Source organism: Streptomyces sp. CNX435, from assembly GCF_059570575.1.
Genome location: NZ_JCANTA010000001.1, coordinates 392770 through 415571 on the forward strand (window position 1 = coordinate 392770; position 22802 = coordinate 415571).

The 22802-nt window shown below is 74.7% G+C and carries 19 protein-coding genes; 9 read left to right on the forward strand and 10 right to left on the reverse strand.

What is annotated here, in order from left to right; all coding sequences use genetic code 11:
- Window position 1 precedes the first annotated feature (1 nt).
- From T328_RS01590 to T328_RS01600, 3 genes are all read right to left on the reverse strand, one after another.
- Window positions 2-457 carry a GNAT family N-acetyltransferase gene (locus T328_RS01590; RefSeq protein ID WP_496494302.1) on the reverse strand — a complete coding sequence of 152 codons (456 nt, stop codon included), beginning with the start codon at window positions 455-457 and terminating at the stop codon, window positions 2-4.
- Window positions 458-529: 72 nt separating this feature from the next.
- Window positions 530-2683 carry a polysaccharide pyruvyl transferase family protein gene (locus tag T328_RS01595; RefSeq protein WP_496493956.1) on the reverse strand — a complete coding sequence of 718 codons (2154 nt, stop codon included), beginning with the start codon at window positions 2681-2683 and terminating at the stop codon, window positions 530-532.
- A complete protein-coding gene (locus tag T328_RS01600) occupies window positions 2680-4038 on the reverse strand; it encodes a hypothetical protein (RefSeq protein ID WP_496493957.1) in 1359 nt (452 codons plus the stop codon). Before T328_RS01600 ends, T328_RS01595 begins: the two co-directional genes overlap by 4 nt.
- Before the next feature lie 296 nt (window positions 4039-4334).
- On the opposite strand from T328_RS01600, the gene prcB reads away from it, so the two are divergent.
- Window positions 4335-5192: a proteasome subunit beta gene (prcB, locus tag T328_RS01605; protein WP_496494303.1), complete on the forward strand. Its 858-nt coding sequence runs from the start codon at window positions 4335-4337 to the stop codon at window positions 5190-5192.
- Between the two features lie 48 nt (window positions 5193-5240).
- Here prcB and sigJ read toward each other — a convergent pair whose 3' ends face one another.
- Both sigJ and T328_RS01615 read right to left on the reverse strand, forming a co-directional pair.
- On the reverse strand, window positions 5241-6185 hold the full coding sequence (sigJ, locus tag T328_RS01610; RefSeq protein ID WP_496493958.1) for an RNA polymerase sigma factor SigJ: 945 nt from the start codon (window positions 6183-6185) through the stop codon (window positions 5241-5243).
- Window positions 6169-7095: an NAD-dependent epimerase/dehydratase family protein gene (locus tag T328_RS01615; protein ID WP_496493959.1), complete on the reverse strand. Its 927-nt coding sequence runs from the start codon at window positions 7093-7095 to the stop codon at window positions 6169-6171. Before T328_RS01615 ends, sigJ begins: the two co-directional genes overlap by 17 nt.
- Window positions 7096-7233: 138 nt before the next feature.
- Between T328_RS01615 and T328_RS01620 the strand changes: the two genes are divergently transcribed.
- On the forward strand, window positions 7234-8172 hold the full coding sequence (locus T328_RS01620) for an aminoglycoside phosphotransferase family protein (protein ID WP_496493960.1): 939 nt from the start codon (window positions 7234-7236) through the stop codon (window positions 8170-8172).
- A 46-nt stretch (window positions 8173-8218) separates the two neighbouring features.
- On the opposite strand, the gene T328_RS01625 is transcribed toward T328_RS01620, so the two are convergent.
- Both T328_RS01625 and T328_RS01630 read right to left on the reverse strand, forming a co-directional pair.
- A complete protein-coding gene (locus T328_RS01625) occupies window positions 8219-8443 on the reverse strand; it encodes a DUF397 domain-containing protein (protein WP_496493961.1) in 225 nt (74 codons plus the stop codon).
- A gap of 232 nt (window positions 8444-8675) precedes the next feature.
- Window positions 8676-9437, reverse strand: a complete 762-nt coding sequence (locus T328_RS01630) for a S1 family peptidase (RefSeq protein ID WP_496493962.1) — start codon at window positions 9435-9437, stop codon at window positions 8676-8678.
- A gap of 193 nt (window positions 9438-9630) precedes the next feature.
- On the opposite strand from T328_RS01630, the gene T328_RS01635 reads away from it, so the two are divergent.
- From T328_RS01635 to T328_RS01645, 3 genes are all read left to right on the forward strand, one after another.
- Complete coding sequence (locus tag T328_RS01635) at window positions 9631-10194, forward strand: 3'-5' exonuclease (RefSeq protein WP_496493963.1); 564 nt, start codon at window positions 9631-9633, stop codon at window positions 10192-10194.
- A gap of 144 nt (window positions 10195-10338) precedes the next feature.
- Window positions 10339-11616 carry a DUF5919 domain-containing protein gene (locus T328_RS01640; RefSeq protein ID WP_496494304.1) on the forward strand — a complete coding sequence of 426 codons (1278 nt, stop codon included), beginning with the start codon at window positions 10339-10341 and terminating at the stop codon, window positions 11614-11616.
- Window positions 11617-11752: 136 nt separating this feature from the next.
- On the forward strand, window positions 11753-12586 hold the full coding sequence (locus T328_RS01645; RefSeq protein WP_496493964.1) for an exonuclease domain-containing protein: 834 nt from the start codon (window positions 11753-11755) through the stop codon (window positions 12584-12586).
- A 231-nt stretch (window positions 12587-12817) separates the two neighbouring features.
- Here T328_RS01645 and erm read toward each other — a convergent pair whose 3' ends face one another.
- Entirely contained in the window at window positions 12818-13549 is a 732-nt protein-coding gene (erm, locus tag T328_RS01650) for an ErmE/ErmH/ErmO/ErmR family 23S rRNA (adenine(2058)-N(6))-methyltransferase (protein ID WP_496494305.1), read from the reverse strand.
- A gap of 851 nt (window positions 13550-14400) precedes the next feature.
- On the opposite strand from erm, the gene T328_RS01655 reads away from it, so the two are divergent.
- Window positions 14401-15162 carry a nucleotidyltransferase domain-containing protein gene (locus tag T328_RS01655; RefSeq protein WP_496493965.1) on the forward strand — a complete coding sequence of 254 codons (762 nt, stop codon included), beginning with the start codon at window positions 14401-14403 and terminating at the stop codon, window positions 15160-15162.
- A 70-nt stretch (window positions 15163-15232) separates the two neighbouring features.
- Window positions 15233-16498 carry an MFS transporter gene (locus T328_RS01660; RefSeq protein WP_496493966.1) on the forward strand — a complete coding sequence of 422 codons (1266 nt, stop codon included), beginning with the start codon at window positions 15233-15235 and terminating at the stop codon, window positions 16496-16498.
- Window positions 16499-16620: 122 nt separating this feature from the next.
- Here T328_RS01660 and T328_RS01665 read toward each other — a convergent pair whose 3' ends face one another.
- Both T328_RS01665 and T328_RS01670 read right to left on the reverse strand, forming a co-directional pair.
- Entirely contained in the window at window positions 16621-18585 is a 1965-nt protein-coding gene (locus T328_RS01665) for an ABC transporter ATP-binding protein (protein ID WP_496493967.1), read from the reverse strand.
- A 238-nt stretch (window positions 18586-18823) separates the two neighbouring features.
- Window positions 18824-20173, reverse strand: coding sequence for a glycoside hydrolase family protein (locus T328_RS01670; protein ID WP_496493968.1), 1350 nt, complete (start codon window positions 20171-20173; stop codon window positions 18824-18826).
- A 174-nt stretch (window positions 20174-20347) separates the two neighbouring features.
- Between T328_RS01670 and T328_RS01675 the strand changes: the two genes are divergently transcribed.
- Complete coding sequence (locus T328_RS01675; protein WP_496493969.1) at window positions 20348-21370, forward strand: LacI family DNA-binding transcriptional regulator; 1023 nt, start codon at window positions 20348-20350, stop codon at window positions 21368-21370.
- Between the two features lie 72 nt (window positions 21371-21442).
- Window positions 21443-22783: an ABC transporter substrate-binding protein gene (locus tag T328_RS01680; protein ID WP_496493970.1), complete on the forward strand. Its 1341-nt coding sequence runs from the start codon at window positions 21443-21445 to the stop codon at window positions 22781-22783.
- The last annotated feature ends 19 nt before the right edge of the window (window positions 22784-22802 follow it).

Genomic DNA, 22802 nt, shown 5'->3' on the forward strand with positions numbered 1-22802 from the left:
CTCACAGCCGCATCTGGAGCACGCGCCCCGGCCACGCCGGCCGCCCGGGCCGCTCCACCGTGAACGTCTCGCACGGCGTGAACCCCAGCCGCTCGTACTGCGCCGCCAGCGCCCCGTCCCCGCCCCCGTAGCAGTCCACCCGCAGCAGGGCGATGCCCCGCCGCTCCGCCTCGGCACGTGCGTCCGCGACGAGCGCGGCGCCCACGCCCCCGCCGCGCAGCGCCCGGTCGGTGACAAGCAGCCGCACGTACAACTCCCGCTCCGCGACCGGCGGGACGTACGGCGCCGGCTCCTCCGCGAGCACGCAGACGCCCGCGGCCCGGCCCTCCGGGGTCTCCGCGATCCGCACCAGGTGCTCGCCGGCGTACTCCTCGATGTGCGCGACGCGCTCGGGGATGCGGGAGAACGGCTCCGTGCCCCACTGCCCGGTGCGCCCCCGCTCCGTCAGCCAGGCCACCGCCCCGTCGAGCAGGGCGAGGACGGCGGGGACGTCGGCGGGGCCTCCTGTGCGTATCTTCATCCCGGGAATCTAACCGGGGACCTCCCCCGGCCGCCGCTCCAGGCCGAACACCGTCCGCAGCTCCGCCAGGTTGTCCCGCGTCACCTTCCACAGCACCCGCTGCCGGTCCCGCACGTCCGCCACCGCCGCCCCGTGGTCGTCCAGCACCGCCCCCGCCCGCTCCACCAGCACCTCCGCCAGCCGCTCGTCGTCCACCCGCACCCCCCACTCCGGGCGGTCGATGTCCGCCAGGAAGTACGCCAGCTTCGGGTGCGAGACCAGGCTCAGCACCGGCGTCCCGCAGCCGAACGGGATCATGCCCGCGTGCCCGCGCATCCCGATCACCAGCCGCGTGCGCCGGTACGCGGCGCGTATCTCGTCGTTCGTACGCTCGTACAGCGCCTCCACGGGCAGCGCTATCCCGTGCTCCCGGCGCAGGTCGTGCGCGAACTGCTCGTCCGCCGTCATGTGCGCCGCCACCCGCACGTCCACCCGCTCGCGCAGCGCGCGCACCGTCCGTGCCATCGCGTCCAGGAACCGCGGATAGCCGTCGCCGAAGCGCATCCCCGCCCGGTCGTACGCGCAGTTGACCAGCACCGTGTCGGCGCGCTCCACCGCGTCGTCGTCCCAGCCCGGCTGGAGCAGCCGCGTCAGGGTGGTCGGGCACGGCTGGTACGCGACCCGGTCGCGCAGCCGCTCCGGCAGCAGCTCGCGCACCCGCTCCACCGAGCCGCGGTTGCGCAGCCCGAAAAACGCGGACCGCTCCACCAGCGCCGCGAGGCTCTCGCGGAAGCGGCTGCGGCGGTAGGACTGGCCGGGGAAGACGTTGTAGCCGACGGCGAAGACGGCGAGCGGCACGTCGATACGGGCCAGCAGCTCGTCCGGGACGTTCCACTGCCAGGCGCTGTTGCCGTTCGGCCAGGTGTCGGGCAGGAACAGGCCGCCGCCGCCGACGACGAGGCCGCGGCGCGCGTTGACCTCCGCCAGCGCCTCCTCGTCGAAGAGCCGGTGCACGGGGACCGGGTGCCACCGGCGCGCGGAGGGGTCCGGGCCGAAGCAGAGCCGGACGGCCTCGGGGAGGACCTTGTCGCCGGCGTTCTCCTGGCCGGTGGCGTACGCGGCGGCGTGCGCGAGCTGCGTGGAGACCACGGACGCCGCGCCGTCGTGCGCCGCGAACTCCGGCAGCCCGTAGCCGCCCTGGAGCAGGGCCTTGCAGGTGCGGTTGGTCGGTTCGGCGTCCAGGCCCTCGCGCGCGTACTCCTTCGCCCGCCGCTCGTCGCCGCGCAGCCAGGCCAGCCGGGCGAGCTGGCTGAACGCCTTCGGCGCCAGCTCGGGGGTGGCGGCGGCGAGCAGGAGGTGGGTCTCGGCCTCGTCGTAGCGGGAGACGGCCATGAGCGCGGCGCCCATCGCGTCGTGGAAGCGCGGCTGGTCGGCCCGCGGGCGGGCGGCGGAGAGGGCCTCGACGGCCTCCTCGTACGCGCCGATCGCGCGCAGCGCGAGGGCGGTGCGGCGGGCCAGGTCGGGGGTGGGGCGCAGCCGGAGGAGCGGCGGGGCGTAGTGGAGGAGCAGCTCGGGGTGCTGGCGGTGGGCGGGGAGGGTGCAGTACGCGCGCCAGAACTGCTCGTCGGTCAGGTCGTGGCGGGCGCGGGCCGCGTCGGAGGGGTCGCGTATGACGGCGAGGTCGGCGGCCACGAGCCAGCGCGGGTGCAGTTCTATGACCTCGTCGTACGTGTCCTGCACGGCGCCGTCGCCGGTGGGGAGTTCGACGATCCGGGGGTGGAGCCGGCGGGCGGCGGCGAGGACGTCGTCCGGGAGGCCGTCGTGGCGGAGGAGGAAGTCCGCGCAGACGCCGGGGTTGGCGAGAGCGAGACTGCGGAGCAGGGCGGGCAGCCCGGCGGCGTCGGCGGGGTCGGCCCCGTCGGCGGCGCGCGTGGTGCCGGTCGCGTCCGTCCGGTCCGGCCCGTCGATCCGGCAGGCGAAGGCGACGCGGGGCGCCCGGCGGCGGGCGGGTGCGGCCGGTGCCGGTGCCGGGCCGGCGGCGCCGGGGGACCGGGGAGGGATCGCGGCCGTCGCGGGAGCGGTGGCCGCCGGGGCCGTCGGGGCCGCCGGCGCCGGGGCGGCGGTGGCCGCCGCGGCCGGGGCGTCGGGAGCGTCGGCGGGGGAGCGGGGCGCGGAACGGGTCATCGCAGGGCGGTCCTCGTCTTCGTACGGTCCTTCGCCCGGGACACGATCCAGCGGCGCTCCTCCGGCCGCAGCCGGCCGACGCCGTGGACGTCGAGCCGCGGGCTGACGTCGAGGTGGTCCAGCAGCCGCAGCACCGTGAACGCCGCGCTGGTCTCCGGCCCCCAGCCGCCGTCGCCGAGCAGCGCCGGGTCCTGCAGCGGGCGGCGCAGCGACACGTCGCCGAGCCCGTCCTGCGCGCCGGGCACCGCGCGGCGGGTCGCCTCCCGCCACGTCTCGCCGGGGTCGGCGAACACCAGCCGGACGCCGGCGGGCCGGTGCCACGACTCGGAGGCCAGCTCGGCGACGGCGTGCACGTCGGCGCGCTCGCCGCCGCGGAAGTCGTCGCAGCGGACGACGAGTTCGTAGTCGCCGGCCTCCTCGAACCGGCCGGGCCCGACGACGACGCAGGCGGTCTTCCCGGCCACGTGCGCGCGGAAGTCGGCGACGCCGACGGGGCGGGCGCCGGCGAGGAGCGGGTCGGCCATGCGGCCCTGGTCGAGGATGCGGCAGTACGCCCCGTACCGCCCGGCGAGTTCACGCACCCGCGGGTCCCCGGCCCCGTAGCGGCTCACCTGCTCGCCGACGTAGGCGGTGAACGCCTCCCGCACGGCGTCGGGCATCGCCTCCGCACCGACCGCCTCGGCGAACTCCCGCCCGGCGGCGGAGGGCTCGCGCGGGGCGGCGGGCTCGGTGTCGTCGGTAGGCGTGGCCGTTGCGCCCGCGACGGCCGTGGTCGTCGCCGTGCCCGAGGCCGGCGCTGCCGCGCCTCGCGCGTGTCCGCCGTCCGCGGCCCCCGCGCCGGCCCCCGCCCTGCCGGGCTCGGTGCCCGCCCCGCCGCCCGCCGGGCTCCCGGCCGCGGTGTCCTGCGGGAACAACCGCACCGCCGCCACCAGGCACTCCCGCTTCTCGCGCACCGCCGCCAGCAGCACCGGCGTCTCCGGGTGCGTGCTGCCCAGCGCCAGCTGCCGTTCGTACGCCTCCGTGGCCGCCCCCGCGCGGCCCAGCGCGTCCAGGGCGTGGGCGCGCAGCCGCCACGCGGCGCGGGACTTCGCGCGCAGCGCCAGCGCCTTGTCCGCCAGCTCCACCGCGAGCAGCAGCTCCCGCTCGCCGCCCGTCTCCACCGCCCGCTCGCCGACCCGCAGCAGCGTGTCGAACAGCTCCGTGCCCACCGCCTCGCGGCGCGGCGGCGGGGCGGTGCCGAGCAGCTCGCCGAGCGCCGCCACCAGGGCCGTACGGGCGGGGCCCGGGCCCACGCTGGGCGGCGGCCCGTCTGCGTCCTCGCCGGCCGTCAGCCCGGCCAGGTATCCGGTGCACACGCGGGCGCACTCCGCGAGCGCGAGGTCCTGTGCTGCCCTGGCCCGGCGGGACGGTCTGGATCGCGGAGTCTTCATCGTGCTCCCGGTGTCGTGCGACAGGGTGCGACTGTTCCGCAGCCGCGGACGCCGGAATCGGCCACGTGGCAGACGTGAGATGAACACTGCGCGAAGGTCAGGTCGCGGGCGCGGTGGACGGCGGCAGGGTAGGCCCGGCGGGCCTGCGGGTAGGGTCGGACGGGTGCCCGGCCGGTACGCGGCCGGAGCGCCGCGTGGCCGGGAGGCGAACGGCCGGACGGATCGAAGAGTCGACGAAGGGAACCGCCGTGGAGCAGCTGCCGCCCGAATTCCTCACCCCCGGCTCGTCGTCGTTCGCGGACTTCCTCGCCTCCTACGCCCCCGACCAGCTCCCCGCCAACCGCCGGCTGCCCGGCACCGGCTCCGCGGCGACCGACTTCCCGCACGGCACCACCATCGTCGCCGCCGCCTACGCCGACGGCGTCCTCCTCGCCGCCGACCGCCGCGTCACCCTGGGCAACGGCATGATCGCGCACCGGGACTTCGAGAAGCTCTTCCCGGCCGACGAGTTCTCCGCCGTCGGCATCGCCGGCTCCACCGGCATGGCCGAGGAGATGGTCCGCCTGCTGCGCCTGGAGCTGGAGCACTACGAGAAGATCGAGACCGTCCCGCTCTCCCTGGAGGGCAAGGCCAACCGGCTCGGAACCCTCATCCGCGACAACCTCGGCCCCGCCATGCAGGGCCTCGCCGTCGTGCCGCTCTTCGCCGGGTACGACCCGCGCAGCGGGGCCGCGCGGATCTACTCGTACGACATCACCGGCGGCCGGGCCGAGGAGCAGGGCTTCGCCGGCACCGGCTCGGGGTCGGTGTACGCGCGCGGGGCGCTGAAGAAGCTGTACCACGAGGGGATGGGCGAGGACGACACCGTGACGATGGCCGTGCAGGCGCTCTACGACGCGGCCGAGGACGACAGCGCCACCGGCGGCCCCGACGCCACGCGCCGTATCTACCCGCTGGTCTACACCGTCACCGAGGAGGGCTGCCGGCGGCTGCCGGAGGCCCGGGTGTCGGAGCTGTCGCTCGCCGTGCTGGAGGGCCGCCGCAGCCGCCCCGACGGCCCGAACGCCCCGCTGGCGTAACGGACTTCCGACCCGCCGACTTCCGCCCCGCCGACCTCCGGGCCGGCGTCACCCCCTCGGCGGCAGTCGCGCGATGTCCGACACCGGCCCCAGGTGGCGGAGCTTGTCGGGGTTGACCACGGAGCGGATCGCCAGCACCGCGCCGTCTGCCACGTCGAGTTCGAACACGCTGGCCACGCGCCCCTCCACGTCGTACATCACCGCGCCCGGCCGGCCGTTGACCCAGGCCAGGCGGAGGGAGACGCCCAGCCGCCGGGTCCGGCGGAACAGGCCGAGGACCAGCCGCAGGACGGGCTCCCGCCCGGTCGGCGGGTGCTCGACCACCTGTGTCTTGCCGCCGCCGTCCGCGTGCAGCACCACGTCGGGCGCGAGCAGGTCGAACAGCTCGTCCATGTCGCCGCCCGCGGCGGCCTCGAAGAACCGGCGGGCCAGCTCCTCGCCCTCCGCCTGCCGCGCCGGCGGCGGGGCGGCGTCCACCCGGGCCCCCGCGGCGAGGTGCCCCCGGGCGCGGGCGAAGATCTTCCGGCAGTTGACCTCGGACTTGCCGGTTATCCTCGCCACCTCCGGATAGCCGTAGCCGAAGACCTCGCGCAGCATGAACACCGCACGCTCCACCGGCGAGAGGGATTCCAGCAGCACGAGGAACGCCATGGACAGCGAGTCCGACAGCTCCGCGTACTCGGCGGGCCCCGGCCGGTCGGCGGGCACCACGACCGGCTCGGGCAGCCAGTCGCCCACGTACCGCTCCCGCCGCACCCGGGCCGAGCCCAGGTAGTTGATGCCGAGCCGCGTCACGGCAGTCGTCAGGTACGCCTTGGGATCGGCGATCTCGGTGCCCGCCCGGAGCGCCCGGGTCAGGCCGAGGAACGCGTCCTGCACGATGTCCTCGGAGTCGCCCACCGAGCCGGTCATCCCGTAGGCGATGGAGAACAGCAGCGGCCGATAGCCGGCGGTCGCCGGGCCCGCCTCGTCCCCGTCAGCCGACCCAGGCACGGAACCCCTCCCGCCAGCTCGCGTACCGCGGCGCCCAGCCCAGCTCCTTGCGCGCCTTCTCGTTCGACGACCCGCGCGCCTCGGTCATCTGCCCGAGGACGAACTCGCCGGCCAGCAGCCGCCCGAGCCGGGCGGACAGCCGCATCGGCGGCTTCGCGCCCGCGACCTCGGCGAGGTACGGCAGCCACTCCGCGACCGGCGCCGGCTCGTCGTCGACGACGTTGTACGCGCCGGGGGCGCCGGTCTCGACCGCGGCGAGGGTCGCGGCCGCGGCGTCGGCGATCTCGATGAACGACCAGATCCCGGTGCCGCCGCCGATCACCGGCAGCTGCCGCTTCTGTACGGCTTCCACCATGGGCTCCGAGGCGCCCTGCCCGTAGAACGTGCCGTAGCGCAGCACGATGCCCTCCGGTGCCCTGAGCGGCACGGTCTCGTCCACGTGCCTGACCGCCGCCAGCGTACGTGCCGCCGACGCGACGGCCGGCCGCGTGACGGTCGCGTCGTCCTCGGACTTCACCGGGCCGCCGGAGTGCTCGTAGACGAAGCTGTGGCCCTGCGCGACGACGCGGCGGGTGCCGGCCCGCTCCGCGGCGGCCAGCAGGTTGTCGGTGCCCCGGGTGCGGAGTTCGTTGGTGGCGGCGAACGCCTTGTCGACGTTGCGGAGGCTCCGCATGTCGGCCAGCGCGGTCATCTGGTGCACGACGACCTCCGGCGCCGCGGCGGCCACCGCCGCGAGCACCGCCTCGCGGTCCAGCCCGTCGAGCACCACCGGCTCCGCGCCCGCCGCGCGCAGCTGGGCGGCCTTGCCGGGCGACCGCGTGGTGGCGGTGACCTCGTGGCCCGACGCGATCAGCCCGGGTACGAGGTGCCGGCCCAGCGCGCCGGTGGCCCCGGTGACGAAGACTCGCATGATGATCTTCCCTTCCGTGGTGACAACCCCTGGAGACAGGGCAGCACCCGGATCTGTGACACCCGGCCGGGGCCGGGGCGTGCGGCGGTGCGGAAATGGGGGGGCGGCGTACGGCCCCGCGCAGGTACCGTGCGGACGGTGAGCGACCCCGACCTCTTCCCGCCCGGCCTGCCCGTCCTCACCGAGATGCGCCTGCACGCCTCCGGCCGCTCCTGGCTGGCGGAGCTGCCCGCCCTGGTGGAGAAGCTCCGCTCCCGCTGGTCGCTGCGCTTCGGCGCCCCGTTCCAGGGCGGCAGCTGCTCCTGGGTGGCGCCGGCGCGGCTGCCGGACGGCACCGACGCCGTGTTCAAGGTCACCTGGCCGCACCGCGAGGCGGCGGGGGAGGCCGAGGGCCTGCGCATCTGGGACGGCCACGGCGCCGTACGCCTCCTCGACCACGACCCCGCGCACCAGGCGCTGCTGCTCGAACGCTGCGCGCCCGGCACCGAACTCGGTGCGGCCGGCGGGCTCGGCGCCGAGCACCGGCTGCGGCTCGGCGCCGGCGTGCTGCGCGACCTGTGGAGCGTCCCCGTGCCGCGGGACTGCGGTCTGGAGCGGGTCGCCGACGTCTGCGCCGAGTGGGCGGACCTGGTCGAGGAGCGCATGGCCCGGCTGCGCCCCGGCTACGACCCCGGGCTGGTCGCCCACGGCGCCCGGCTGCTCCGCGAGCTTCCCGGGACCGCCGCCCGGCAGGTCGTCGTCCACGGCGACTTCAACCCCGGCAACGTCCTCGCCGCCGGGCGTCGCCCGTGGCTGGCCATCGACGCCAAGCCGATGACCGGCGACCCGGGCTACGACCCGTTTCCCCTGCTGGAGCAGATCGACGACCCGTTCGCGACCGCCGACCCGCACCGCACGCTCGCGACCCGCCTCGCGCTCCTCGCCGACGAGTTGGGCGAGGACGCGGGCCGGCTTGCGGCGTGGGCGGTGGCGCGCCGGGTGGAGACGGCCCTGTGGTCCGCGGAACACGACCGGGCGGAGGGCGGTGCCGGCGTCATGGCGGAGGCACGGCTCCTGGCGGACGCGGCGGGAGTGTAGAGGGCGGGACCGTAAGGCGAGGGAACGGCGCGGGACGACCCGGAACCTACGCCTCGAAGTCCCCGGACTTGACGCCGTCGACGAACGACTCCCAGGCGTCGGCGGTGAAGACCAGGGCGGGGCCGCGCGGGTCCTTGCTGTCGCGTACCGGGACCAGGGTGGCGTGGAATCCGTCCGCCACCTCAAGGCAGGCGGTCGCCAGGGAGTCGCTGTAACTGGTCTTGCGCCACCGGGCATCACTCAGGTCGAACCGGTCATTCCATGCGGTCATGCCCCGCAGTCTTTCGTCGGTGACCGGAGCGGGGCAAGGGAACGCCCCTTGGCCATACCGGCAGTCCGCCGCGGGGCGCCGGCGCGGCGCCGGAAGTCCGCCCACCCGCCCCGCGGGCGGGCGGAGAGTGGACGGATGCACCCGGTCGGGCGTGCCGGCGCACGAACCGGGTGCATCCGTCCGGCTTCAGTCGCCGCGGCGCCGCGGCTGCGGCGGGCGCGGCGGGCTCGGCTCAGACACCGGCGACGGACTGGATCCAGGAGCGGTACCGCGTGACGTTCGTGTACGCGGTGGTGGTCTGCCGGTCGCTGGTGGACGCGACGCCGACCTGGACGCCGTTCGCCATCATCGGACCGCCGGAGTCGCCGCCGGCCGTGATGCCGTCGCCGCGCCGGGCGCAGATGGCGTCGCCGCCGTAGGCGTCGCCGCAGCCGCCGGTGACGGTGACGTTGGCGACCTTCAGGTGCTGGGACTGGCAGTTGATCTCGGAGCCGCACTGCGAGGTGGCGCCCCAGCCGTAGACCTGCACGTTCTGGCCGACCGTCACCGAGCCGGGCTGGCCGAGCGTGGCGTACGTGGTGGAGACGGACCGGTCGAGCCGGACCAGCGCCAGGTCGGAGGAGTGGGTGTAGGTCTGCACACCGTTGGCCATGGTGCCGCCCGTGGTCTGGTCGAGGCTGCCGATGCGGAAGGTCAGCCCACCCCCGCCGACGCAGTGCTTGGCGGTGAGGATCCAGGTGGGCGCGATGATCGACGCGCTGCAGGTCTGCCGCCCGTCGGAGAACAGCCGCGCGGCCCAGGGGCCGCTCTGGGCGTGACCGCCACCGATGATCTTCGTGGAGGGCGGGCCGTCGGGTGTACGGACCTGCGCCGCCGCGCGGACGTCGGTGGCGCCGCCGGCGGACGTGTGGTCCGCGGCGACCGCTGTGCCACCGATGGTGAGGGCGGCCAGCAGGACGGCGACGAGTGTGGGGAGCGATCTGGTTATTCGCAAGGTTCCTCGTTTCCGAAGGCACGCGGGATCGGGTGGAGCCCGCGCGTGGAGGGCCGGGGAAGTACCGGTCGTCAGGATTCCGGAAACCTGGAGTTCGCGGCAATCACAACTTCCTATAACGCGCGGCGAGGGATGCCCCGGCCGGCGGAAAACGCCGCGCGGCGCACGGTCGCCGCGTGCTTGGCTGGTGCGCATGACCAAGCTGCTCCTCGACCGCGTCCTCGTCGTCGACGTCGAAGCCACCTGCTGGCAGGGCGCGCCGCCCGCCGGCATGAGCCCGGAGATCATCGAGGTCGGGCTCTGCGAGCTGGACGTGCCGACGGGCGAACGGGTCTCCCGGCGCTCGGTGATGGTGCGGCCCGAGCACTCCGCCGTCAGCGACTTCTGCACCCGGCTGACCACCATCACCCCCGAACAGGCCGCCGCCGGCGTGCCGTTCGCCGAGGCGTGCGGGCTGCTGCGGCGCGAGTACGGCGCGCGCCAACGGGTGTGGGCGAGCTGGGGGGACTACGACCGGCGGCAGTTCGAGCGGCAGTGCGCGGCCGGCGGCGTGTCGTACCCCTTCGGCAGCCGGCACGTGAACGCCAAGACGCTCTACTCGCTCGCCCACGGGCTCGGGCGCGAACTGGGGATGGCCGAGGCACTGGCGCACGCCGGGCGGGAGTTGGAGGGCACCCACCACCGCGGCGTCGACGACGCGTGGAACATCGCCGGGCTGCTGGCGGAGGTCCTGCGGGGCCGTCCGCGGACCGGCTGAGGGCCGTTCGCGGGCCGCCCCGCCGGCAACCGCGAAACCGGGCACGGCAGTTGGGTCGCCCCTGGCTCGATGAGGATGCGCCCGGGGGGATCGTGGCAGTACGCTGCCGTGATCGTGGAGCTGGGCGCGGAAGGCGGTACGGGCGTGGGTGCGGGCGGTCTTGAGCTGCCCCCGGCAGGCGGTCCCGAGGACGAGGGCCGCGGGGGTGCCGGCTCGACCGAGCCGCCGCCGGGCGCGCCGCCGCCCGGGACGGTGTCGCTGGCCCGGCCGATGGAGATCGGTGCGGAGATCGGCTGGGGCGAGGACGACTGGGACGAGGTACGCACCCGCGCGTCGCGCGCGGGCCGGGCGTACATCTGGCTGAACGTCGTCGAGCAGCGGCTGCGCTCCGTCGTCGCCTCGGTGCTGCGCCCCGTCTACGAGCCGGTGCACGGCGAGGAGTGGGTCGTCGCCGCGGCGGGGCCCGCGGGCCAGGAGTGGGTGCAGCGGGCCGTCGCGGTGCGGGAGGTCAGCCGGCGCAAGGGCTATCTGCTCGACCCGGCCGACGACAACGTCATCAGCTTCCTGACGCTGCCGCAGCTGCGCGAGCTGATGGTGCAGCACTGGCCGTGCTTCGAGCCGTACCTCGACGACCGGCGCGACCTCGAACTGGCGCTCGACGAGCTGGAGGTCGCCCGCAACGTCGTCTCCCGCAACCGCGCCCTGTCCGGCACCGTGCTGGCACAGGCCGAGCGCGCGGCGACCCGGCTGCTGCGCCTCCTCGGCGCCGACGACCGGCCGCCGTCGGCGGACCGGCTGCCGGTGGACGCGGTGGAGGACCTGGTCGGCGACCGCTACGCGGACGTGGTCGGCGTCCACCCGGACCGGGTGGGGCTGCAGCGGGCGCTGCCCGTGGAGGACCTCTTCGGCGGCGCCCGGCGGCTGGACGCGATCGGCATCGGGCTCAACCTGCTGGTGCAGAACTACTCCGGCCGCCGCCTCGGCCGGCTCGCGGAGGCCGGCTGCCGGATCCGGCTGCTGTTCCTCAACCCGGCGAGCAGCACGGTGCGCCGGCGCGAGCGCGAACTGGGCATGAAGCGGGGCGAGCTGGCGCGGGCGGTGGAGACGAACATCATCCACATGCGCCGGGTGCGCTCCCGCGTGCGGCCGTCCGGCGGCGACCTGGCGGGGGCGTTCGAGATCCGGGTCTTCGACGAGACGCCGCGGTTCACGGCTTACCTGATCAACGGCGACCGGCCGGACGGCCTCGGGGTCGTGCAGACCTACCTGCGGCGGGCGCGCGGGGCGGAGGCGCCGGCGCTGGTGCTGCGGGCGGCGCGGCGGGAGCTGGTGCACGGGGAGGGCGGCGGCGAGCCGGGGCTCTTCGAGGTGTACCGCGAGGAGTTCGAGAGCTTCTGGACGGACGCGCGGCCGGTCTCCTGACGGCCGCCGCACGCCCTCTTCGTACGCCCCCTTCGTACGCTCTTGGCGGGCCCGCAATAACCGGAATCTCCCGGTCCGGTATGTCAGTGGCGGGTGAGAGTGTGGAGTCACTGGCCACAAAGCAGGGAGGGCGCCCATGGGGTGGTACGGGGAGCTGCTGGTCGGCTTCGACCTGGAAACGACCGGGACGGACCCGGGGGAGGCGCGGATCGTCTCCGCCGCGGTCGTGGAGGCCGTCCGCGGCGTGCCGACGCGCAGGCGGGAGTGGCTGGCCGACCCCGGTGTTCCGGTGCCGCCGGAGACGACCGCGATCCACGGGATCACCGACGAGCGGGCGACGACCCACGGCCGGCCGGCGGCGGAGGTCGCGGACGAGGTGGCGGAGGTGCTGGCGGCCCACTGGTCGCGCGGCGTCCCCGTCGTGGCGTACAACGCCGCGTTCGATCTCACGCTGCTGGCCGCGGAGTTGCGCCGCCACGGGCTCGCGTCGATGCGCGAGCGGCTGGGCGGCGGGGAGGAGGGCCCGGTGATCGATCCGTACGCGATGGACAGGACGGTGGACCCGTTCCGGGAGGGCAAGAGGACGCTGGAGGCGGTCTGTGTGGAATACGGGGTGGTGCTCGGCCGCGCGCACGACGCCGCGGAGGACGCGCTCGCGGCGGTCCGGCTGGCGGTGGCGATAGCCGAGCGGTACGGGGACGTGGCGTCGACCGGCGCCTGGGAACTGCACCGCGGCCAGGCGGGCTGGCACGCGGAGCGGGCGGAGGGCTACCGAACGCTTGCCCGGGGTTCCACCCTTCGGGGTGGAGGTGTAGGGCATACCGGCGGTAGCGCCTCGGAGGGGTTCAGGGCATGGCTACTATCGCCTTGTCCGGCAACGGAGTTGTCGGACCTACCGCCGGACGGGCGGGACGTGAAGCCTGTGGAGACCACGTCAGACTTCCCCTCTCGGGGCAGCAGCGGTCGGTGAAGCAGGAACCCGAGGTGGCACCGCGGAGCGGTGCCGACCAGAATCGTTCGCCTTCAGGCGGATGAGGACGTCAACGCCAGTGGCTCCTGCACCAGACCCGCCGCCCCGGCGACGGAACCGGTGCCGGAGCGCGCTTCGGCGCGGCCGGGGGCCGTCGCGCTTGTCGGGCCGCGAGGCGGGTTGCACCGCCTCGCGGCCCGGGGCGCGTCCCCGCCCCGCCAGCCGCAGGCCTCAGCGCAGCGTCTCGTGGAGCGTCAGCCACTGCGCGGGCGTGGCGAACGCCACGACCGTGTCACGGGGGAGGCCCGCCGCGCGGAAGGCGGCCATCAGGCGGGCCGGCGGGTAGCCCGCGCGGCGCAGCGAGGCGAAGAGCGTGCCGCCCGCGCCGCCGAAGCCCGCCTCGACCATGCGGCGGTACGCCGCCTCCTCGCCCCGCGGCAGCAGCGGGCGCCGGCGGCGCTCGATCCGCAGCACCGCCGAGTCCACCCGCGGCACCGGCCGGAAGCACTCCCGCGGCACCCGCCCGCACAGCCGCCACTCGTGCCACGGCCACGTCCGCACGGTCAGCAGGCTCCAACGGCCGAAGTCCCCGGTCCGCTTGCGGGCGTACTCGAGCTGGGTGACGAACGTCGCCGAGTCGAGCCGCGGCGCGCGCAGGCACCAGTCCACGATCTCGGAGGTCCGGGCATAGGGCACGTTGCCCACCACCGCGAACGGCTCCCGCGGCGGCCGGGCGGTGAGGAAGTCCTGCCCCACGACGCTGACATGGGCGTGGGCCGCGAGGCGGGCGCGGAGCCCGGCGAGGAGCCGGCGGTCGATCTCGTAGGCGATCAGCTCCCGGCAGTGCGGTGCCAGCACCTCGGTCAGCGCCCCGGTGCCCGCGCCCACCTCGATGACGAGCCGGCCGTCCGGCTCCGGCGCCGCGATGCGCACCACGCGCTCGGCGACGGTCCGGCTGGCCAGGAAGTTCTGGGAGAGGGAGCGGGAGGGGGATCGGGAGCCGCGGCGGGTGCCGCGCCCGGGCTCGGCGCGGGCGCCGTCGCGGTCGCCGGCGCCGGCGGAACCGGGCGAGCTTCCGGGGGAGTTGCGCCCAGCGCCGCCCCGAGCGCTCCCGCGGGGGTCGCCCCGGCCCTCCTGCCGGGCGTCATCCCGGGCGTCGCCCCGGGTCTCGCCGCCCACCGCGGGGGACCCGCGGCGGCGGTTCGTGCGGGCGTTGCCGCCCGTGTTCGTACGGGCGTCGTCGGCACGACGGTTCGTATCGGAGTCCGCGCGCGCGTGCGCGCGTCGGTGAGAGCGGGCCACAGCCGGCCGTCCTTCCGGAAAGAAGTGCGTTCCTGGACTGGCGGATGGCCCTGGCCGGGCAGCGAGACGTCGGCCCTCGGCGGGGCACGCGGACGTGACGGGAAATGCCCGGCGGGCGCGCTCAGGGCGCGCGGATCGCGGGGGCTGCGACGGGGTCGCTCAGCGGAAATGCCGTCCCGGGCTGCCGGTCAGGGCGCCGGGACCACGCGGGGGCGATAGGGCACGAGGGAGAAGGCCGCATACCGCAGACCTGCGTGGCCACCGGTGCACAGACGGGTCATCCCGCCGATGCCCGCGCACGAGCAGCAGCCTGCCACGGCGTCTCCTTGCCTCGGATTGCCTCGGATGCAGTTCCGCGGCCACCATAGCCGCCCGCCCACCGCCCGCGCACCTCGGTTTTCCCGCCCCCGTCCCCGCCCCGTACCGCCCCCGCCGGCACCGACCCGTACCCCGGGCCCCCACGCTCGGTGCCGGTGCTGCTACGCTCCCGCTGGGCCGTACCCGGGAGCGAGATGACCACCGCTGCCTTTCCCACCCCCCTGCACCGCACGGTGCTCGAGGTGGTGCTGACCGAACTGCGCGCGGACCCCGACGTCCGCGGCATCCTGCTGTCCGGATCCCTCGCCCGCGGCACCGGCCGCCCCGACTCCGACCTCGACGTGCTCGTGGTCACCGCCCTCGACCCCGTGCGGCCGGCCCCCTGGCGCTCCCGGCGCCGCCCGCTGCCCGTCGACCTGATCCCCCGCACCGCCGAGCAGTGGCGCTCGCACTTCGCCCCGAACCGCGTCGGCGACGAGTCCTGGGGCTACGCCTTCCTCGACGGCGTCGCCCTGCACGACCCCGACGGCGCCGTCGCCCGCCTCACGGCAGACGCCGAGACCATCCACGCCGGCTACCGCACCCCCGCACCCGTCAAGGCGCACTACGCCACGCTCTGGGCGCACGTCGTACCCAAGATGCAGGCCGTGCGCCGGCGCGGCGACCCCGTGGAGACGGGGTGGGCGGCGGCCGTCATGACCAACGAGCTGATCCGCACCCTCTGGGCGGCCAACGACCTGCCCAACCCCTCCCTCGACCTCGGCACCTGCCAGCGCCACCTGGACGACCTCAAGGTCCCCGCGGGCGCCACCGATCTCCTGCGCGCCGTGCTGCGCGCGGCCCCGCGGGACGCGCTCCGGCTGCAACTGGCGCTGGTGGAGGACGTCCTGCCGCTGCTGGCCGCGCCTCAGACCGCGCAGCCGCCGCCGGGTGCGAAGGGCGGAGCATACCGGTAGCGGCCCCACCCGAGCGGGACGTGGGCGCTCCGGTTTCGCCACGCCCGGGCGGCACGGCAAGCTCCCCTCCATGGCATACGCATCCCCCTGGCGCGTGCCCGCCTTCCGACGGCTGTACGCCGCCACCGCCGCCGACCAGATCGGCATCCAGGTCGGCCATCTGGCCATACCGCTGGCGGCACTCGGCCTCGGTGCGAGCCCCGGTCAGATCGGCCTGCTGGCCGCGCTCGGCACCTCGGCGTACCTGCTGATCGGTCTGCCCTCCGGAGTGTGGGTGGACCGGCTCGGCTGTGTGCCGGTGCTGGTGGCCGCCGCACTGGCGCGGGTCGTGCTGCTCACCGCCGTACCGCTGGCCTGGTGGTTCGGCACGCTCACGCTCCCGTACCTGTACGCGGCCGTGCTGCTGGTCGGCTGCGCGACCGTGTTCTTCGACGTCGCCTCACACAGCTGCCTGCCCGCGGTGGTGGGGCGGGAGGCGCTGGTGCGGGCGAACGCGGGTGTCGTGAGCCTGTACGCGGTCGGCAGCATCGCCGGGCGCGGGGCGGGCGGGCTGCTGGTGGAGGTGCTGACCGCGCCGGTCGCGGTCGCGGCGCAGGGGGTGAGCCACCTGGCCGCGGCGGTGTCGCTCACCGGCATCCGGGGCGGCGCCGCACGCCGCAACCGGGCGGCGCCGGCCGCGTCCCGCCGGCTGGCCGCCGAGATGCTCGACGGGCTGCGGCACGTGCTGCGCAGCCGCGAGCTGCGCTCACTCGCGCTCGGCGCCGCCTGCGCCAACCTCGGGGCGCAGACCGTCAACACGATGGTCCCGGTGCTCTTCGTCCGCCAACTCGGGCTGCCTGCCTGGCTGCTGGGCGGCTACTGGGTGTGCTGCGGCGCCGCCATATTCGTCGGCGCCCGGCTCGCCCGGCCGCTCGCCGCCCGGTGGGGGTGCGGGTGGACGCTCGCCACCGCGGGGCTGTGCGTGGCGCCGGCGGCGCTGCTCGTACCGCTGCTGAGCCGGCCGCCGCTGCTGTGTGCGGCCGGGGCCGCGGGGATGGCGCTGGTGTCGGTGAAGATCGGCGTCGACAACGTGCTGGGGCTGAGCCTGCGGCAGGGGCTGACCCCGGACGCGCTGCTGGGCCGGATGAACGCCACCTTCCGGTTCCTGCTCATGGGGTCGGTCGCGCTGGGCTCTGCACTGTCCGGCGTGATCGGCGAGTTCGCGGGCGTGCGCGCGGCGCTGTGGACGGGGGCGGTGATCCTCGTGGTGGCGGCGCTGCCGCTGTACTTCTCGCCGGTACGCGCCCGCCGCCACCTCCCGGGCGCCCCCGTCCCCGAGCCGGACCCGGTCGCCTGACGCGCCCGCCCGGGGCCCGTGCCCCGTACGCCCCGGGCGGGCGAGCCGTGCGTTCCCGTCCCCGTGCGCTCCCGTGCCCGAACGCCCGTCCCCGAGCCTCCCCGTCCCGTAACGCCCCCGTCCTACGCCTCCTGCGGCACCAAATCCTTCCCTCCACCGCACCCTTCGCCGCCCCCTGCGACGCACACGGTGTCCGCCGCCGCACCGCCGGCCCCGTTCCCTCCGCCCTCCTCCGCGAACTGCGTCCGGTACAGCTCCTCGTACCGCCCGCCGGCCGCCAGCAGCTCCGGGTGCGTGCCCCGCTCCACGATCCGGCCCTCCTCCACCACCAGGATCTGGTCCGCGGCCCGCACCGTGGACAGCCGGTGCGCGATGACCACCGCCGTGCGCCCGGCCAGCGCCTCCGCCAGCGCCTCCTGCACCGCCGCCTCCGAGGTGGAGTCCAGGTGCGCGGTGGCCTCGTCGAGCACCACCACGCGCGGCTCCGCCAGCAGCAGCCGGGCGATCGTTAGCCGCTGCCGCTCGCCGCCCGACAGCCGGTAGCCGCGCTCGCCGACGACGGTGTCCAGGCCCTCCGGCAGCGCCGCGATCAGCTCGGCCAGCCGCGCCTTGCGCAGCGCGTCCCAGAGGTCCGCGTCGCTCGCGTCCGGCCGCGCCAACAGCAGGTTCTCGCGCACCGACTCGTGGAAGAGGTGCCCGTCCTGGGTGACCATGCCGAGCGTCGCCCGCACCGAGGCGGCGGACAGCTCGCGCACGTCCATGCCGCCGAGGCGCACCGTGCCGCCGTCCGTGTCGTACAGCCGCGGAATGAGCTGCGCGATGGTCGACTTCCCCGCGCCCGAGGAGCCGACGAGGGCGACCATCCGGCCTGGCTCCGCGCGGAACGACACCCCGTGCAGCACCTGCGCGCCGGCCTTGCCGTCCAGCACCGCGACCTCCTCCAGGGAGGCCAGCGACACCTTGTCGGCGGCCGGGTAGCCGAAGTCGACGCCGTCGAACTCCACCGCCACCGGCCCCGCCGGCACCTCCCGCGCGTCCGGCTTCTCGGCGACCAGCGGCTTCAGGTCCAGCACCTCGAAGACCCGCTCGAAGCTGACGAGCGCGCTCATCACCTCCACCCGCGCCCCCGCCAGCGAGGTCAGCGGCGCGTACAGGCGGGTGATGAGCAGGGCGAGGGCGACGACGGCACCGGCGTCGAGGCTGCCGCGGAGGGCGAAGAAGCCGCCGAGGCCGTAGACGAGGGCGAGGGCGAGCGCGGAGACGAGGGTGAGGGCGGTGATGAAGAGCGTCTGCGTCATCGCCGTACGGATCCCGATGTCCCGTACGCGCGCCGCCCGCTCCCGGAACTCCGCCGACTCCCGCTCCGGCCGCCCGTACAGCTTGACGAGCGTGGCGCCGGCCGCCGAGAACCGCTCGGTCATCTGGGTGCCCATCGCGGCGTTGTGGCCGGCGGCCTCCCGCTGCAGCCGGGCGAGCCGGGCGCCCATGCGGCGGGCGGGCAGCACGAAGACGGGGAGCAGCACGAGCGCGAGGAGGGTGATCTGCCAGGAGAGCCGCAGCATGACGGCGAGCGTGAGCAGCAGTGTCACCAGGTTGCCGACGACGCCGGACAGGGTGTTGCTGAACGCCCGCTGGGCGCCGAGCACGTCGTTGTTGAGCCGGCTGACCAGGGCGCCGGTGCGGGTGCGGGTGAAGAACGCGACGGGCATGCGCTGCACGTGGTCGTAGACGGCGGTACGGAGCTGGAGGATGAGCCCCTCGCCGATACGGGCCGACAGCCAGCGTGCCAGCAGCCCGAACCCGGCCTCGGCGACGGCGATGCCGGCGATCAGCAGCGCCAGCCTGACCACCCGGCCCTCGCCGTCGCCGCCGACGATCGCGTCCACGACCCGGCCGGCGAGCAGCGGCGTGGCCACGGCCAGGGCCGAGGTGATCACGCTGAGCAGCAGAAACCATCTCAACAGCCGCCGGTGCGGCTGGGCGAACCGCCAGATCCGCCCGAGCCCGGCCCGCGACAGCGGACGCTTGTCGCGCTGCGCGGTCACCGTGCTGTGGAGCGACTGCCAGGCGGTGGCCTGCATGTCCATCGGGTTCTCCCGTCTCGTGGTGCGCGGCCGGGTGCGACGGCCCGCACCGTAAAGCTAGAACGTGAACCATGGTTCAGCGCAACCGCGGACTGTCGGGGCCCGGGGGTGGATTGTGGGCGGCCCGGGGCGAGGCTACACAGATGGGCACCGCCCTTGCCCGCGGTAACGTCCGCCCGCACACCCCGCCCGGCACCCCGCCCGGAACCCGCCACCGTCCGGCCGAGTGTTCCCCGCTACCTCAGCGCGTTGCGGGGCCGGGCCAGACGGCTGAGGCGTCGTCGCGGTGCGGGCCGGGCAGCCGGATCGGGCGGACCGGAATCACGCGCTCGTGTCCTTCCGTCGTGGCCGTCCACGAGGTGGGGTGCCCGGAGTAGCACAGGGTCGTCAGGGCGAACACGCCGTCGGCGTAGACCTCGACGTACTCGCCGATGGTGAGGATGCGCAGGGTGGCGGCCGGGCTGGTCAGGACGGTCACGCGAAGCGGGGTCCCGTCGGGGCCGGTGACCCAGAGGTTCTTGCCGTCGCAGCCGACGGCGAGGGCGGGGCGGTCGCTGTCCGGTGTGTCGGTGCGCAGGGTGATCTCCACCGGCCCTGTGATGCCGACGTCGCCGACGGCGTGCAGGGTGGGGCGGTCGGTTTCCTCGCCGAGCCAGTCGTCCAGGCCGGGCCACCATTCCAGGCGGGGAGCCGAATCATTCTCCACCACAAGGGACTTCGGCTGGGCGAGCATGCCGCGGCAGCGGGCGCCGGTGTCGCTGAGACCGACGCGGCGGGGGGTGGTGTGCAGCACGACGCGGGAGCCGTCGGGCATGCCGATGACACGCGGGGCGTAGGCGTCGGTCGGCCCGAGAGGACCGCGCCTTGTCCAGGGGCCGCGCAGGGCCGGAGCGGTCCACGATTCGATGCCGCGGGTGGCGGCGACGGAGCCGAGCAGCAGCCAGCTGCCGTCGTCGAGGCGTTCCAGGACCGGGCACTCCAGCTCGTCGATGCCGCCGGGGGAGATGAGTGGCGGGTGGACGGTCCAGTGCTCCAGGTCGTCAGAGGTGGCCCAGCCGACGCAGCCGCCGGCTTCTGCCGGGAGGGACGCGTCGTTGGCGCAGATGACCATGACCCAGCCGTCTGATTCGTCATCGCGTACGACGAACGGGTCGCGCCAGCCCATGTGTTCGCCGGTGCGGTACCAGCGCGGGTCCGCCTCGGCGACCGGTCCGGTGCCGTGCCGGCGCCAGCCGGTGCCGTCGGTGCGGTCGGAGTACGCCAGCCCGACGGTCTGCAGGGGCCAGCCGCCGCGGGTCAGGCCGCTCACGCCGGTGTAGAACATCGCCATCCCGGCGCCGTGCCGAACGGGGTGCATGGTCCACACCGCCTGCTGGTCGAAGCGGCCGGGCAGACCGACCCCGAAAGCGGTGCCCTGCGGCTGCCAGCCGACCAGGTCGGTGGAGGTGGCCCGCCCGTAGGAGGTCTCCATCCACAGATGGTCGAACTCCGGTGTCCAGGGTCCCTGCAGGTGCAGAACCACGTACATGCCGTCCTCGTCGCGCAGGAGGGCGAAGTCGTTCACGCAGAGGCCGGGCGGGGCGTATCGCATGCACAGTTCCTGTCGCTCTACAGCGCCCAAACGTGTGCGCTGACATGTGACTGCCGATCGAGACCGTCGAGAATCCGCCCAAGTAAATATGAACTCAAACGCTTGCGCAACAGGGTCGCCGGGTCTACGGTCACGTCACTCACACCGACGTGAAACCAACGGGAGGAACCCGCCGTGACCGCCAGCATCACCGACGTCGCCCGTGCCGCCGGAGTCTCGGCGTCGACCGTGTCCCGCGCGCTGCGCGGCCGACCGGGGGTGTCGGAGGAGGTGCGGGCACAGATCGCGGCCGTCGCCGCCGAACTCGGCTACACCGCTTCCCGTTCCGCCTCCAGCCTGGCCAGTGGCCGCACTTACACCATCGGTGTGCTGGTGCCGTACGTCGGCCGCTGGTTCTTCGGCACAGTGGTGGACGCCGCCGAGCACGTCTTCAGCGCCGACGGGTACGACGTCCTCCTGTACAACCTGGGCTCCGCGGAGTCCCGCAAGCGCTTCTTCAGCAGGCTCCCGGTACGCAAGCGAGTGGACGCGGTGCTGACGCTTCTCATCCCCGACGACGAGGAGTCGGCCGCACTGCGGTCACTGGGGGTGCCGCTGGCCACCACCGTCGGCGGCGCCCGGCCCGGTTTCACCGTGGTCGGCATCGACGACCGGGCCGGCGCCGAGAGCGCCGTACGGCATCTGGTGAACCTCGGCCACCGCCGGATCGGCATGATCAGCGGGACCAGCGGTCCGCTGCACTGGACCACCCCTGTCGAGCGGCGCGGCGCCTACCTGGACGTACTGACCGACGCCGGGATAGAGCACGATGCGGCTCTGGAGGCGGACGGCGACTACACCGTCGAGGGCGGCGAGCGGGCCATGACCGAACTGCTGGCCGTCTCGCGCCCGCCGACCGCCGTGTTCGCGCAGTCCGACGAGATGGCGATGGGCGCGCTGCGCGCCCTGCGCCGCCATCGGCTGACGGTGCCGGACGACGTGTCCGTCGTCGGCTTCGACGACCACGACCTCGCCGACGTGGTCGGCCTGACCACCGTCGCCCAGCCGGTCGCCGACCAGGGCGCTGAGGCCGCCCGGCTGCTGTTGCGGCAGTTGAACGAGCCCGACGCCGAAGCCCCCGCGGAGCAGGTACAGATGCCCATCCGCCTCGTACTGCGCGAGACCACCGCTCCGCCGCGCCCGCGCGGCCCGCACTGACACCCCGAGCCCGACAGCCCCACGCCTGGAAAGCACGTCAGCCCCTGGAACCCTCGCCGCGGAGGCACAGCCATGAACCCACGCAGCAGAACGCACCACCACACCGTCCGGGCGGGCCTGGCCCTGGCCCCCTTGGTGGGGTTGGCCGCCTGCGGCTCGGGCGGGGGTACCGATGCCTCCGCCGAGTCCGGGAGCGGCAAGGGCACCATCAGCGTCTGGGCGCACCAGGGGCAGCAGAGCGAGGCCGATGCGCTGCAGGACGCGGTGAAGTCCTTCAACTCCTCGCAGAGCAAGATCAAGGTCGACCTGAAACTGATACCCGACCTTGACTACACCAAGACCATCACGGCCACCGACGCCGCCGAGCTGCCGGACGTACTGGAGTTCGACGGTCCGACCATGGCGAACTTCGTCTACAACGGAAAGCTCGCCCCGATCGACACGTACGTCTCCGCCGCGACCATGGACAACGCCACCGACGCGAACAAGGCCCAGGGCGAGATCGACGGCAAGCACTACGGGCTGGGCATGTTCGACTCTGGGCTCGGGATCTACGGCAACAAGAAGCTGCTCGACGCGGCCGGGGTGAAGTACCCCGAGGGCGAGTCCGACGACTGGACGGCAGCCGAGTTCACCGCGGCGCTCAAGGCACTGAAGGTCGAGGACTCCGACGGTAAGACCCTCGACCTCCAGGAGGCCAGCGGCCTGGCCAGCGAGTGGGGTACCTACGGCTTCGCCCCGATCGTCTGGTCCGCCGGCGGCTCCCTCCTCAAGGACGGCAAGGCAGAAGGCGCCCTCGACACCCCGGCCGTGGTCTCGGCCCTGAAGACCTTCCAGTCCTGGAAGACCTACGTCGACCCCAACACCGACGGCAACGCCTTCGCCAAGGGCCGCGTCGCCCTGAGCTGGGTCGGCCACTGGATGTACCCCGCATACAGCGAGGCCCTCGGCGACGACCTCGTCGTCCTTCCCCTGCCCGACTTCGGCAACGGCCCCAAGACCGGCCAGGGCTCCTGGGCCTGGGGCATAGGTGCCGGCACCAAGAACGCCAAGGCCGCCGGCGCGTTCCTGGACACCCTCCTGGACGATGCCAGCGTCACCGCCATGACCACCGCCAACGGGGCCGTGCCCGGCACCAGTACCGCGCTCGCCAAGAGCACCCTCTACAAGCAGGGCGGCCCGCTCCAGCTCTTCGCCGACCAGCTCGCCAAGCCCTGCGGCGCCAGCGACATCACCACATCCTGCGTCGCCGTCACCCGCCCGGTGACCGCCGGCTACCCCGTCATCACCGCAAAGTTCAGCGAAGCCCTGAACTCCATCTACGGCGGTGCCGACCCCAAGAACGCCTTGGAAGAAGCCGCCCGCGCCATCGACCAGGACTTCTCCGACAACGCCGGATACCAGATCCCGTAGAACCCGTCGGCCCGGGCGG

What these genes read in the sequence shown, in the direction of transcription:
- T328_RS01595 (WP_496493956.1), bottom strand. Translation starts at nt 2,683, where the DNA reads ATGACCCGTTCCGCGCCCCGCTCCCCCGCCGACGCTCCCGACGCCCCG.
- T328_RS01615 (WP_496493959.1), bottom strand. Translation starts at nt 7,095, where the DNA reads ATGCGAGTCTTCGTCACCGGGGCCACCGGCGCGCTGGGCCGGCACCTC.
- T328_RS01625 (WP_496493961.1), bottom strand. Translation starts at nt 8,443, where the DNA reads ATGACCGCATGGAATGACCGGTTCGACCTGAGTGATGCCCGGTGGCGC.
- T328_RS01635 (WP_496493963.1), top strand. Translation starts at nt 9,631, where the DNA reads ATGACCAAGCTGCTCCTCGACCGCGTCCTCGTCGTCGACGTCGAAGCC.
- T328_RS01645 (WP_496493964.1), top strand. Translation starts at nt 11,753, where the DNA reads ATGGGGTGGTACGGGGAGCTGCTGGTCGGCTTCGACCTGGAAACGACC.
- T328_RS01655 (WP_496493965.1), top strand. Translation starts at nt 14,401, where the DNA reads ATGACCACCGCTGCCTTTCCCACCCCCCTGCACCGCACGGTGCTCGAG.
- T328_RS01660 (WP_496493966.1), top strand. Translation starts at nt 15,233, where the DNA reads ATGGCATACGCATCCCCCTGGCGCGTGCCCGCCTTCCGACGGCTGTAC.
- T328_RS01665 (WP_496493967.1), bottom strand. Translation starts at nt 18,585, where the DNA reads ATGGACATGCAGGCCACCGCCTGGCAGTCGCTCCACAGCACGGTGACC.
- T328_RS01670 (WP_496493968.1), bottom strand. Translation starts at nt 20,173, where the DNA reads ATGCGATACGCCCCGCCCGGCCTCTGCGTGAACGACTTCGCCCTCCTG.
- T328_RS01680 (WP_496493970.1), top strand. Translation starts at nt 21,443, where the DNA reads ATGAACCCACGCAGCAGAACGCACCACCACACCGTCCGGGCGGGCCTG.